Raw genomic sequence first — 12,229 nt, forward strand, 5'->3', positions numbered from 1 at the left:
CCAATTGTTCAGAGCGACTGTTCTTCACGCAGTAGGTGGCCGAGTTCGGATACACGCCGAGATCTCCGCCTACCTGGCCGCCCAGCGCTACGACAACCTCGTCATGACCTACCGGACGCCGCCCGTCACCTCCAGAGCCTCGCCGACGACGGCGCTGCAAGCGTGATCACCGACTGGCCCGCGTTCGTCTCCGCCTGTGAATCCGTCATCGCCACCGAGAACACCGCTTGGATGGCCAAGTGGTCCGAACAGGACAGCGCCCGTTGAGAATCGGCCCGCGCCAATGGTGCGATCTTCCCGGCCCGCGGACCCCGGGCCGCTAGAGTCGGGCTCGACACGGTTTGCCGGTCCCGACCCACGCCGAGGGAGCCACCGTCATGCACGATGACCGCCGGTTGATCGAAGACAGGCTCGGGCGGGTGCTCGACCGCATCGTCCCCGCCGTCTATCCGGAGTCGGTGCCGCTGCGGGCCTCGATCTGGGCGGCGCCGGGCGAACCGGTGCCGGTCGCGGAGGGGCTGGCCGCGCCCCGGACGCCGACCGGGCCGGGTGTCCGCTGGGGTGCGCCGTGGGGCACCAGCTGGCTCACCCTCGAGGGTACGGTGCCGCCGAGCTGGGCGGGCCGGACCGTCGAGGCGATCATCGATCTCGGGTTCGACCAGGGCATGACCGGATTTCAGTGCGAGGGCCTGGTGTATCGCGCCGACGGGACGCCGGTGAAGGGGTTGCATCCGCGGAATCGGTGGGTCCGCGTGGTGGCGCCCGCGGCCGGTGGCGAGCAGGTGCTGCTGCACGTGGAGGCGGCATCGAATCCGGTCATCCCGTTCTTCGGGCCGACCGCGCTCGGCGATCGCGAAACCGCCGGGACCGAGCCCCAATACCGTTTGGGCCGCATGGATCTCGCGGTGTTCGACGAGGAGGTCTGGCAACTGGTGCAGGACCTCGAGGTGCTCGGGGAACTCATGCACGAGATGCCGGAGGATCCCGCGCGGCGCTACCACATCGTGCGCGCCGTCGAGCGCGCACTCGACGCCATCGACCTCCAGCACGTGAACGCGGGCGCGAGCGCCGCACGCGCCTGCCTGGCCGACGCGCTGGCTCAGCCCGCCATCCCCTCGGCACACCGCATCTCCGCGGTCGGGCACGCGCACATCGACACGGCCTGGCTGTGGCCGCTGCGCGAGACAGTGCGCAAGGTCGCGCGGACCGCCGCCTCCATGACCGCTCTGCTCGACGACGACCCCGACTTCATCTTCACCATGTCCCAAGCGGCGCAATACGACTTCCTCAAACAGCACCGGCCCGAGGTCTACGCGCGGGTCAAGGCCGCGGTGGCCGCGGGGCGGTTCGTACCGGCCGGCGGCATGTGGGTGGAGTCGGATACGAACATGCCGGGCTCCGAGGCCATGGCGCGGCAGTTCGTGCACGGCAAGCGGTTCTTCCTCGCGGAGTTCGGCATCGAGAACGAGGAGGCCTGGCTGCCCGACACCTTCGGCTTCGCGGCCGGGCTGCCGCAGATCATCAAGGCGGCGGGCTCCAGATGGCTGCTGACACAGAAGATCTCGTGGAGCCAGACCAACCAGTTCCCGCACCACACCTTCCTGTGGGAGGGCATCGACGGGACCCGCATCTTCACCCACTTCCCGCCCGTCGACACCTACAACTGTTCGATGCAAGGCCGCGAAATCGCCCATGCGGCACGGAATTTCAAGGAGAAGGGGCGGGCGACCCGGTCGCTCGCACCGACCGGGTGGGGTGACGGTGGCGGTGGAACCACCCGCGAGATGGTCGCCAAGGCCGCCCGCATGCGCGATCTCGAGGGCGCGCCCACGGTGCGGTGGGACCGGCCCGCCGACTTCTTCGCCGCGGCCGAGGCCGAATACCCGAACCCGGCGGTGTGGGTGGGCGAGCTGTACCTGGAGCTGCATCGGGCAACCCTGACCAGCCAGGCCAGGACCAAGCAGGGCAACCGGCGCAGTGAGCATCTGCTGCGCGAGGCCGAACTGTGGGCCGCCACCGCGGCCGTGCGGACCGGGTTCGAGTATCCCGCCGCCGAGCTGGACCGGCTCTGGAAAACCGTGCTGCTGCACCAGTTCCACGATATTCTGCCGGGCTCCTCGATCGCGTGGGTGCATCGCGAGGCCGAGCGCACCTACACCGAGGTCGCCGCCGAGCTGTCGGCGATCATCGAACGCGCACAGTGGGCCCTCGGCGGTGAACGGTCCGGGCCGAACGTCTTCAATCCGGCGCCGCACGCCTGGCGCGGGATTCCTGCCGGTGGCGCGGCGGCCGAGGAGCCGGGCCGGGACTGCACCGTGACCGAACGGACCCGCGGCGGGTTCGTGCTGGCGAACGGCCTGGTGCGGGCCGAGGTGGACACGCGCGGACTGCTGGTGTCGCTGTACGACATCGAGCACGATCGCGAGACCCTGCCGCCCGGTGCGGCGGCGAATCTGCTGCAGCTGCACCAGGATTACCCCAACTCATGGGACGCATGGGATGTCGACCGCTTCTATCGCAACAGCCACATCGACTTGACCGGCGTAGACTTCCTTGCGGCGGAGACGGATTCACCGGCATCGGTCGTGGTTCGCCTCGGGCGGTCCTTCGGGTCCTCGACCGTCGAGCAGACCCTCACCCTGCGATCGAACGATGCGGCCCTGGAGATCGCCACCTCCGTCGACTGGCACGAGACGGAGAAGTTCCTCAAACTCGCGTTCCCCCTGGACATTCACGCCGACCGCTACGCATCCGAAACCCAGTTCGGTCACCTCTTCCGTCCCACCCACACCAATACCAGCTGGGAGTACGCCAAGTTCGAGGCGTGTAATCACCGCTTCATCCACCTGGCGGAACCCGGCTGGGGCGTGGCCCTGGTCAACGACTCCACCTATGGCCACGACCTCACCCGCACGGTCCGGCCGGACGGAGGCGCCACCATCACCGTGCGCGCCTCCCTGCTACGTGCGCCGCGGTTCCCCGACCCGCATACCGACCACGGCGCCCACCATTTCCGGCACGCCCTCGTCCCGGGCGCCTCGATCACCGATGCGGTCCGGGCGGGATACCGAATCAACCTGCCGCCCTTCACACCCGGTGTCGCCGAACCGGTCGCCCCGCTGGTAACCATCGACAACGACGACGTGGTGACCAGCGCCGTCAAGCTCGCCGACGACGGATCCGGCGATGTGATCGTGCGCGTCTACGAGGCGGGCGGCGGCCGCGCCTCGGCGCTGCTGACCCCCGAGTTCGAGACCACTGGCCACCACTGCTGCGACCTGCTGGAGCGACCACTGCCCGGCGAGACGACCGCGACGCCGGAGGACCGGGGAATTCGATTGCGACTGCGACCTTTTCAGCTGGTAACTCTCCGCTTCAGCCGCCGATGACGCTATTCTCGTTCACTCCGTTGACATCAGCCCAGATACCCTGCACGACCGACCAGCACTCGAGCGTGCGCTGAATGCCGGAAACCCATGTCCCACAGCGGACATGACGTGGTCAGATCGACCGCACATAGTTGAATCGCCGACCACTCTGATCGAGCGAATTGAAACTCCCGACTATGGTCCCGGGCCCCGGGCAGATGAAGGCGGTGCTCTTCACCATCGCCGTCTGATTGCCCGGCCGCTCGACATCCTCGCCGCTGTCGGTCAGACGGAGAGTGGCCGAGAATCCACCGGACGGAATGACCGCGTAGATGCCCTCACCGGTCCCGAACCGGCCACTGCGGAAAGCGATGCCGCCCCCGCCGTCGAAGTTCAGCACATTCGAGGAGTCCTCCGCCGCGGTGAATTCACCGCGAAAGTCCCCGAGGCTCGCCCCGCACGATCCCGCGGCGAGGCCGGGGTGCGAGGTGGCGGTCACTGCGGCGGAAAGGGCCAGCGTGAGCGCCCCCGCGATAGCAATCCTCGAACACGGCCCAGCGGTCATTCGGCTTCCTCCCGGTCGGTCAACCCGGGCAGTGAACAATAGAATCGGGCAAACATCTCGCAGACACGCCAGTTCGTCATCGAAACGTGTGCTGACGCAGCCCATGACTCGACAATTTGAAAATTCTAAATTCCGACCGATCAGTATTCTTGTGTCGCAGCCGAATTCAAGGTCCTGAACAATGATCAGCAGGTCGGCGACATTCCGAGGCGACGTTGCCTCCCACGAATTGCATTCAGCTGGTTGTACGGTCCGATTCCATGACACGAAAGAAAGCCATCGGCCTGCTCGTGAGTGCGTGCGTGTGTGCTGCCGTATTCACCATGAACCCCTCCGCGGCGTGGGGTTCGGGTGACATCGGGACGCCCCCCGACGCTCCCGGAGCAGTGGCGCCCTACGCGCCAGCTCCCGCCGGCGTTATCCCGGCGGCACCGGCACCGGAAAGGATCGTTCCGGTTCCGCCACCCGCCGGTGGATTCCTCTGCCCGACTCCCTGACACAATCCCGCGTCCGTCCATCCGTCCGCCCCCGCTCGCCTCGTGCCGCAGCCACGCGAAAGGCTTCCGCCTCGCGACAAAGGCTTCCGGCACGAGCGGCTTCGACCCCGGGGAATGCAGCCGCCGAGATGAATCCGGCCGCTGCCGCCCGATCAGGCCGCCATCGCCGAGGACAGCTGCCGCAGTACGAGCTGCGGATCAGCGACATCCACGACCAGGCGGGTGATCTCCGAACCCGCCAGATCGATCAGCACGCCCTGACCGCCGAAACGCGTATCCCAGAACTCTTTCCGGCCCTTTCCCCGGAAGATGCCCGCGGCGATCACGCCCGGGAAGAACGTGCCCGGCGCCCGCATCCACGGCGGGCGTAGATCCACCGGCGCGGGCGTGAGGACGGTGACCTGCGACAGGTCGAAGCTGACGTGATCACGCAGCGCGAGCAGCCGGTGAGCGCCGGTGACCCGCACCGTCACAGTGGTTCCGGTGACCTCGATTTCGACCATTCCGCACCTCACGCGCTCGCCCGACACTGTTTCCGTCATCCACAGTGCCGGGCGATACTGGTCGTAGCCTGAGCGTTTCCTGGCTCTTCTCTCAGGCTTTCACACCGCGGCCGTACGCCGTCCCGGCCGGCCCTCACGCCTTTCCGGTCAACTCCGCGACCATGCGCTTCGCCTGTGCCCGCGCCTCCGCGCGCACCTCTTTCACCTCTGCCCTGCTCAGCCGCGGGATCGGCTGCTGTCCGGCGCGCGCCCGGGCCACCGACGCGGCCCGCACACTCTGCTCGGCCCGGGTCCGGGCCTGGTCCAGCCGGCCGGCGATCATCTCGGCGAGGACGTTCTTGTTCGACATCGTTGTTCTCCTTGTGCCCGTGCCGGAGCTGGTGTTTCCGGCTACGAGAAGAACAATGCCGCCCGCCGCTGACGAGCCACCGACGGTGCGCTGACCACGCGCGAACGGCCGCTGTCAGTCGGTCGGGAGGGTGACGCCGTCCTCGGCGGCCTTGGCGGCCACCTCCGCGGGGAAGATATTGCGGAACAGGTACAGGTCGCGGCCGAGCTTCCAGCCGGGGGCCAGGGCCACGGCATAGCGCTCGAAGTAGCCGAGCTGCTTGCCCATCATGACCAGCTGCTGCGGGCCGGACGCGCCGCGGCGCTTGCCGAATTCGAGCAGGCGGGCCGTGACCACGCCGAGATCGAGCTTGTCGAGGCTGCCCGAGAGCACCGGGCCCAGGGCCACAGCGAGCTGGCGGCCCAGGGTGGCGTCGTCACCGCTGTCATCGGCGACCAGATCCAGTGCGCGCAGGGCGCGGGCGACCGGACGGAAGTCGTTGTCGATGGAGCTGGCATAGAACAGGGCGCGCACGAACTCGCGCCACTCGGACTCCATCCGGCCGACGATGCCGAAATCGAGCATCGCGACCCGGCCGTCGTCGAGCAGCCACAGGTTGCCGGCGTGCACGTCACCATGGAAGAGACCATGCACCGCAACCGATTCCATCCACGCCTTCACCAGGCGGCGGATCAGCAGCTCCGGCTCGGGGTGCGCCGCGCGGATATCGTCGAAGCGGTCCAGGGGCATGCCGCGCATGCGTTCCATGCACAGCACCCGGGGTGCGCAGTACTCCCAATACACCTCGGGCACCGCCACATTGGTGTTGTCGCCGAAGGCCGTCAGATGGTCGCGGGCGCGGGTCTGGTTGTCCGCCTCGATGAGGAAGTTCAGCTCGGCGACAGTCGCCTCGTACAGATCCCGTACCACCGCCTGGGCATTGACGACGCGGGCGTTCTCCGACCGCTTCTCGAGCGTGCGGGCCAGCCGCATGGCCGCGCGCAGATCCACGATCATGCGCCGGGCGATCTCGGGCCGCTGCACCTTCACCACCGCGGGCCGGCCATCGGCCAGCACGCACGCGTGTACCTGCGCGATGGAGGCCGCCGACAGCGGCTCGTCGTCGAACTCCCGGAACAGTTCCGAGATCGGCTTGCCCAGATCGGCCTCGATGATGGCGCGGGCGTCCGCGGCCGGGAAGGGCGGGACGTCGTCGAGGCAGCGCAGGCAGGCATCGGCCAGCTCGCGTGGGAACGCGCCCGGCGAGGACGCGATGAGCTGGCCCAGCTTCACGAACATCGGGCCGAGCGTCTCGAAACCGTTCACCAGGCCCTCGGCCGCGGCACGCTTGCGCTTGGCGGGACGCAGGCCGCCGCGCAGCACGCTGCCCACGACCGAGCCGCCCAATACCGCACCGACCACGGCGGTCCGCCGCCACTCCGAGAACCCGAAGGTGTCGAGGTCGGGCCGGATCACCTCGGGCGTCCCCGCTCGCACAGTCATAGGTGAGCTCACGCGCCGCAGTGTATCGCTGACCTTGCTGACACCGCGGCATAGGTTACCGACACGTTCAGTAGTTTCGGGTCCACACCGCACGGTACCGTGGGCGGTCGAGTCGCAATCCGGCTCCACACGGGCACGATCGGGCCCAAACTCATGTCGGCGGAAAGGCAAGACCGAGGTAATGACGGGTACAGCGGAAAAGCTGGCGGAACTGCGCAAGCTCCTGGAGATCGCCGAGGAACCCACCGGTGAGAAAGGCATCCAGAAGCGTCTTGCCAAAGGCGTCGCCAGCGCCCGAGAACGCGTCACGATGCTGCTGGACCCGGGCAGCTTCGTCGAGATGGGCGCGCTCATGCGGTCGCCCGGTCAGCCCAACGCCCTCTACGGCGACGGCGTGGTCACCGGGCGTGGCACCGTCGACGGCCGCCCGATCGTGGTGATATCCCACGACTCCGGGGTGCAGGGTGGCTCGGTCGGCGAGACCTTCGGCCGCCGCGTCCGGATCGCCATGGAATTCGCGTACAACAACGCATGCCCGGTGGTCGTGATCAACGACTCCGGCGGCGCGCGCATTCAGGAGGGCGTCACGGCGCTGGCCTGGTACGCCACCATGTGCCGGCTGCAGGAGGACCTGTCGGGATACGTGCCGATGGTCGCGGTCATGTTCGGCAAGTGCGCGGCCGGTTCGGTGTACGGACCGGTGAACATGGACGTGCTGGTCGCCACCGACGACTCGTACATGTTCGTGACCGGGCCCGAGGTCATCAAGGGCATCACCGGCGAGGAGATCTCCGCCGAGGAGCTGGGCGGCGCGGCCGTCCAGGCTCGCAACGGACTGCTGCACCACGTGGCCAGAACCGAGGCCGACGCCCTGCACTGGGCGCGCGAGTACCTGAGCTACCTGCCGAGCAGCTGCCTCGAGCAGCCGCCGATCATCAACCCCGGCCTGGAGCCCGAGCTCACCGACTCCGATCGCGAATTGGACCGGATCATCCCGGATTCCGATCGCCAGGGCTACGACATGCACGAGGTGCTGCTGCGCATCTTCGACGACGGCGGGTTCCTCGAGATCGGCGAGGCCGCCGCGCAGAACCTCATCACCGGATTCGCCCGCGTGGACGGCCGGCCGGTCGGTGTCATCGCCAATCAGCCGATGGTGCTGGGCGGTGCGCTGGACGCGGCGTGCTCGGACAAGGGCGCGTACTTCATCCGTCTGTGCGACGCCTTCAACATCCCGCTCGTCTACGTGGTCGACACCCCCGGCGTGCTGCCGGGTCTCGAGGAGGAGCGCAACGGCGTCATCAAGCGCGGCGGCCGCATGTTCCGCGCGCTCATCGAGGCCACGGTTCCGATCGTCACCATCGTGACCCGTAAGGCGTACGGCGGCGGGTACGCGGTCATGGGCTGCAAGCAGCTCGGCGTCGACATCAACCTGGCGTGGCCGACCGCCCGTATCGCGGTCATCGGCGCGGACGGCATGGTCACCGTCACCGGTAAGAAGACCCTCGCCGCCACCCCTCCCGAGCAGCGCGAGGCCGTGCGGCAGCAGATGGTGGACTTCTACAACGCGCTCATCGACAACCCGTGGGTGGCGGCCGAGCGTGGCTACATCGACGCGGTCATCGAGCCGTCGGCCACCCGCCTCGAGATCCGCAAGGCGCTGCGCCTGCTGCGCGAGAAGGACGCGGTCCGCAAGCACAACCCACGCAAGCACAACCTGTTCCCGATCTGAGAACCGTTGCCCGCGGTCAACATTCGTTGGGCGCGGGCACACCCTGCAGGCGCTGGTCCAGCCAGCTCAGCGACTCCGGATAGCCGGTGGCCGCGGCGATGAAGTGTTCGCCGAACACGCTGCGGTAGACCGCCGGCACGCCGAGTGCGCACTGTTCCCGGTAGAGGTTCTTCGCGCCCACCGCGGGTACCCAGAACTCCTGCTCGCCGTTGAAGATGAACAGCGGCACAGGCGATTTCTTGCCGTCCATGCGGGTGATGCTGTAGATCTCGTGCGCCAGATCGCTGTCCAGCGGGTCCGGGGTATTGGCCGCGATGTCGATGGGCAGCTGCAGCACGCCCGGCACCGTGAAGACCTCACTGCACTGGCTGTTGAGCACCGACACCGCCACCCACTGAGCCAGATGGTTCATGCGGGCCAGGACTTCGGGCCGCTCGCGGCCGATGCCGAAGACCGCAGCCAGGAACACCCCCGAGGCCAGATTGGCGTTCATGGAGTGCGCCAGCAGGCTGAAGTCCGCGGGCACGCCGCCCAGGGCCGCGCCGACCACCACGTCGGACAGCTCGGGCGCGTACTCGGACATGAGCTTCACCGCGCCATTGGTGGCGATGGCCCCGCCGGAGTAGCCGATCATGCCGAACTTGCTGTCGCCCAGCTCGTCCGGCAGCTGATTGCGGACCGCGCGAATGGCGTCGAGGATGGCGTGCCCGGCCACGATGGGCTCGGCGTAGGCCATCCGCGGTCCCTCGTGGTCGGTGATCAGCACCGCGTAGCCGCGCAGCAGCGCCAGCTGGGTGGTGGGCAGGATGTACCCGGTGAAGTTGGAGGCCCGTGAGAAGCCGTGTGCGAGCGTGTAACTGGGGTTGCAGTCGCGGCCCAGCGCGTCGATGGGCAGGTTGTTGACCACTACCGGCCGCTCCCCCGGCCCGGTCCAATCGCCCACCGGCAGCACCAGACTGGCGATGCCGTAGGAGGACTCGTCGTGAGAGTCGTCGGTGCGGTACTTCAGCTGCAGCACCTGCCGCACGGGCACGATCAGTGTGGGTGCGGCCGTCGCGGTTACGTCGCGGACCGCGACGATGCCGCCCGGGGCGACGTCGTCGAGCCCGTCGGGCCAGTCGTCGACGAAGGAGTCACCGATGGCGGCGGGCATGGTCGCGGCCCGCAGCGCCGCCAAATCCGGTGTCAGCTGGGCGGCGTCGACCAGCGGCGAGTCCGCATGGGCCGGTGCCAGGGGCGGCGCGGGGATCACCTCGTCGATCCAGTGCTGGATGTCGGGCAGTGAGGGCAGGGCGATTCCGGGCGGACCGGGTGGGATCGCCGGTGCTCCGATGTGAGGTGGTTGCGCGAATCCCGGTGCGGCACCGTAACCGACGATCGTGCACCACCCGATCATCAAGGCACCGGCAATATTTCGCAGACGATGCGGCACAACACCCCCACGGATCAGAACGGTCTTCGAACGGGCCAGCCCCTGGTCTCTCGCGCGCCCGAGCCTACTGGGACACCCTGATCCGACACTCCGGACTTGTCGATTCGACGCCACATCGAGACCGGCCCGTGCCCGGAGGGTCGCGTTTCACATCCTCCGGCGCATCACCATGTCCAGCTGCGCATTGCTGATCTGGCGTCCGGCGTTGGACACCGAGGTGACCATGCAGCTACCGAAGGAGCCGGTCCGGTCGAACAGGGTCGCGACGCCGACCGCCAGGCCGCGCTCGCTGAAATGGCTGTCGGCCTGCACGCCTATCTCGGTGCCCTCGGGCTGACGGGAAAGGCCCAGCGTCATATCGGTATTGATGAACCCGATGCCCTTGTCGCCCCAGTTGGTCATCATGCTGGTGGCCTCGGCCACCACCCCGACCCGCACGAACGGGGTCAGCTCCTCGCCGGTCACCACCCGGATGGGGTTCTGCCAGGTGCGCTTCCGGAGGTTGTTCTCGTGGTCGGTGGGCACCGAGCTCCACGCCGGCGAGTCCTCCCCGCTGTTGAACAGCGGCGTCCGCGGCAGCGGCGAGGGCGGCGCGATCTCCAGCGACGGCGGCTGTGGCTCCCGCTCCCGATGCCACAGCTCCCCCGGCGGCTGCTCGGCCGGCTGCAGCAGCACCGCGGTGGCGCGCGCGGCCACCGTGCCACCCTGCACCACGCTCACGTCCGCGACCCGGATCCGGCGGCCGTCGCGCACCCGCACGGTCGGGGTGGTGGTGTGCTCGAAGCGCGCCGCGCTGAACAGGTCCACGGTCAGCCGCACCGGCACGAACCCGTCGGTGGCGTGCGCGCGTTCGAGCTCACGGGCCAGCAGGCCGGTCAGGGCCGGGCCGACCACCTGCGCCGAGGACCACTCGCTGGCCGCGAACGGCGTCGGGAAGAAACCGCCGTCCACCTCGTCGAAATACGCGGGCACATCCACCACGGCACCGGCTCCCGTCCACTCAGGTTGATCGATCCACTTCTTTTCAGACCTAACACACGCGTGAAACCCGCTTCAACCCAGGGCCCGCTGGACGGGCCGGCATCGGTCCGGATTAGCCCGCGAGACCACGGGTACGCCATCGCCATGGTCCGCACCATCGACCGGCTGCTCGGCACCCTGACGCTCACCGTGCACGTCCTGCAGGACAACGACATTCCCTGTGCGCTCACCGGTGACTGCGCGGTCTACGCGCGTGGCGGGCCGGTCAGCGGCCCGCATTCCGAGGTCGACGTGCTGCTGCGGCCCGCGGATGTGGCCCGCGGGCAGCGCCTGCTCGCCGCCGCCGGACTGCGGCCGCCGCTGCCGGCCGCCGACGCCGAGCGGACCACGCTGTACGACCGCGATATTCGCGTCGATCTGGTGTTCCGCCCCAACTACCGTCCTGTCACCGATGAACTGCTGGCGCGGGCGGAGCGGCTGCCCATCGGGTCGATCGCCGCGCCGGTGGTCACCGTCGCCGACTTCCTGGTGGACGAGCTCACCGTGTCCGATCCACAGCGGCTGGACTTCACCCGGCTGCTACACATCGCGCGGGAATTGCGCGCCCAGGTCGATTGGAGGCTGGTGCGGGCCGAAACCACGGCCTCACCCTATGCGCGCGCGTTCCTCGGCCTGCTGGACGATCTGGGTATCACCGACGGCCGGTGTGAACATGGGTCTACAGCGGTGTGATTCGCCCGAACCGTCCCGGGTATCCAGTTGTTATCGGCTCTGCAATACCCCCGGAGAGAGGACAGTGTTGATGCCTGTCACTTCGCCCGCCTACGACGGCACCCATAATCTCCCGGGACCGATTCTGGCCGCGGCCGGAATCGTCGCGATCGCTTTGACTTTGACGACCGCCGGTTACGGCGCACTCACCTGGAGCGCGCTGTGCGGGCTCGCCGGCGCGGTGTGTCTGCGATTCGGAATCGGCCTGATGATCATCGAGCACCGCCGGGTCAAAGCGGCGATGCGGCACGACTCCGCTCGCCAGGGACGAGTTTGATCACCTCGAGGGCCGAGTTTGATCTTCCGCTAATTCCTGGATAAAGCGGAACAGTCCATTCCCGGCAGAACTTTCGATCGGAAGTACTGGAAAACCCGTGCTCAGGGGCGATTGCAACCTTTTGCCAACCCTTGTTTCGCAAACTCGTAGCACACCGAAAAGTACTCTGGCGCTGCGAATTCGATGTTGCAGATGTACTTGCATCTGCGCAACGCACGGTCATAGACTCGTCGTGCAAGGCACCAATAAGGGGACAACCAGAGAGCCGAGCG

11 protein-coding genes are annotated in these 12,229 nt (G+C 68.0%); 5 read left to right on the forward strand and 6 right to left on the reverse strand.

Going from position 1 to position 12,229, the window contains the following annotated elements; genetic code table 11:
- Positions 1 to 4 precede the first annotated feature (4 nt).
- Together ACIRRA_RS36550 and ACIRRA_RS36555 are read left to right on the forward strand one after the other, a co-directional pair.
- The gene (locus ACIRRA_RS36550) at positions 5 to 166 is read left to right on the forward strand and encodes a hypothetical protein (RefSeq protein WP_402777855.1); all 162 of its coding nucleotides are present in this window, start codon (positions 5 to 7) and stop codon (positions 164 to 166) included.
- Between the two features lie 211 nt (positions 167 to 377).
- The gene (locus tag ACIRRA_RS36555; protein ID WP_402777858.1) at positions 378 to 3,389 is read left to right on the forward strand and encodes an alpha-mannosidase; all 3,012 of its coding nucleotides are present in this window, start codon (positions 378 to 380) and stop codon (positions 3,387 to 3,389) included.
- Positions 3,390 to 3,501: 112 nt separating this feature from the next.
- Here the strand turns inward: ACIRRA_RS36555 and ACIRRA_RS36560 are convergent, their stop codons facing one another.
- The 4 genes from ACIRRA_RS36560 to ACIRRA_RS36575 all read right to left on the reverse strand — a co-directional run bounded on the left by ACIRRA_RS36560 (position 3,502) and on the right by ACIRRA_RS36575 (position 6,776).
- Positions 3,502 to 3,933 carry a hypothetical protein gene (locus ACIRRA_RS36560; RefSeq protein ID WP_402777861.1) on the reverse strand — a complete coding sequence of 144 codons (432 nt, stop codon included), beginning with the start codon at positions 3,931 to 3,933 and terminating at the stop codon, positions 3,502 to 3,504.
- Between the two features lie 649 nt (positions 3,934 to 4,582).
- Complete coding sequence (locus tag ACIRRA_RS36565; protein WP_402777864.1) at positions 4,583 to 4,933, reverse strand: hypothetical protein; 351 nt, start codon at positions 4,931 to 4,933, stop codon at positions 4,583 to 4,585.
- A gap of 133 nt (positions 4,934 to 5,066) precedes the next feature.
- The gene (locus tag ACIRRA_RS36570; protein ID WP_402777867.1) at positions 5,067 to 5,282 is read right to left on the reverse strand and encodes a hypothetical protein; all 216 of its coding nucleotides are present in this window, start codon (positions 5,280 to 5,282) and stop codon (positions 5,067 to 5,069) included.
- Between the two features lie 114 nt (positions 5,283 to 5,396).
- Complete coding sequence (locus ACIRRA_RS36575) at positions 5,397 to 6,776, reverse strand: ABC1 kinase family protein (RefSeq protein ID WP_402777870.1); 1,380 nt, start codon at positions 6,774 to 6,776, stop codon at positions 5,397 to 5,399.
- 169 nt (positions 6,777 to 6,945) lie between these two features.
- Here ACIRRA_RS36575 and ACIRRA_RS36580 point away from each other — a divergent pair, with 169 nt between their 5' ends.
- On the forward strand, positions 6,946 to 8,496 hold the full coding sequence (locus ACIRRA_RS36580) for an acyl-CoA carboxylase subunit beta (RefSeq protein ID WP_402777873.1): 1,551 nt from the start codon (positions 6,946 to 6,948) through the stop codon (positions 8,494 to 8,496).
- Positions 8,497 to 8,512: 16 nt separating this feature from the next.
- Here the strand turns inward: ACIRRA_RS36580 and ACIRRA_RS36585 are convergent, their stop codons facing one another.
- Together ACIRRA_RS36585 and ACIRRA_RS36590 are read right to left on the reverse strand one after the other, a co-directional pair.
- Positions 8,513 to 9,892 (reverse strand): lipase family protein, encoded by a 1,380-nt coding sequence (locus tag ACIRRA_RS36585; RefSeq protein WP_402777875.1) that lies wholly within the window; start codon positions 9,890 to 9,892, stop codon positions 8,513 to 8,515.
- A 183-nt stretch (positions 9,893 to 10,075) separates the two neighbouring features.
- A complete protein-coding gene (locus ACIRRA_RS36590) occupies positions 10,076 to 10,909 on the reverse strand; it encodes an acyl-CoA thioesterase domain-containing protein (RefSeq protein WP_402777878.1) in 834 nt (277 codons plus the stop codon).
- Positions 10,910 to 10,969: 60 nt separating this feature from the next.
- On the opposite strand from ACIRRA_RS36590, the gene ACIRRA_RS36595 reads away from it, so the two are divergent.
- Both ACIRRA_RS36595 and ACIRRA_RS36600 read left to right on the forward strand, forming a co-directional pair.
- Positions 10,970 to 11,641: a hypothetical protein gene (locus ACIRRA_RS36595; protein WP_402777880.1), complete on the forward strand. Its 672-nt coding sequence runs from the start codon at positions 10,970 to 10,972 to the stop codon at positions 11,639 to 11,641.
- Positions 11,642 to 11,711: 70 nt separating this feature from the next.
- Positions 11,712 to 11,957 carry a hypothetical protein gene (locus ACIRRA_RS36600; protein WP_402777883.1) on the forward strand — a complete coding sequence of 82 codons (246 nt, stop codon included), beginning with the start codon at positions 11,712 to 11,714 and terminating at the stop codon, positions 11,955 to 11,957.
- Positions 11,958 to 12,229 lie beyond the last annotated feature (272 nt).

Origin of the sequence: Nocardia sp. NPDC101769 (assembly GCF_044766925.1) — a bacterium.
Lineage (GTDB): Bacteria > Actinomycetota > Actinomycetes > Mycobacteriales > Mycobacteriaceae > Nocardia.

What these genes read in the sequence shown, in the direction of transcription:
- ACIRRA_RS36560 (WP_402777861.1), bottom strand. Translation starts at nt 3,933, where the DNA reads ATGACCGCTGGGCCGTGTTCGAGGATTGCTATCGCGGGGGCGCTCACG.
- ACIRRA_RS36600 (WP_402777883.1), top strand. Translation starts at nt 11,712, where the DNA reads ATGCCTGTCACTTCGCCCGCCTACGACGGCACCCATAATCTCCCGGGA.
- ACIRRA_RS36565 (WP_402777864.1), bottom strand. Translation starts at nt 4,933, where the DNA reads ATGGTCGAAATCGAGGTCACCGGAACCACTGTGACGGTGCGGGTCACC.
- ACIRRA_RS36580 (WP_402777873.1), top strand. Translation starts at nt 6,946, where the DNA reads ATGACGGGTACAGCGGAAAAGCTGGCGGAACTGCGCAAGCTCCTGGAG.
- ACIRRA_RS36585 (WP_402777875.1), bottom strand. Translation starts at nt 9,892, where the DNA reads ATGATCGGGTGGTGCACGATCGTCGGTTACGGTGCCGCACCGGGATTC.
- ACIRRA_RS36570 (WP_402777867.1), bottom strand. Translation starts at nt 5,282, where the DNA reads ATGTCGAACAAGAACGTCCTCGCCGAGATGATCGCCGGCCGGCTGGAC.
- ACIRRA_RS36555 (WP_402777858.1), top strand. Translation starts at nt 378, where the DNA reads ATGCACGATGACCGCCGGTTGATCGAAGACAGGCTCGGGCGGGTGCTC.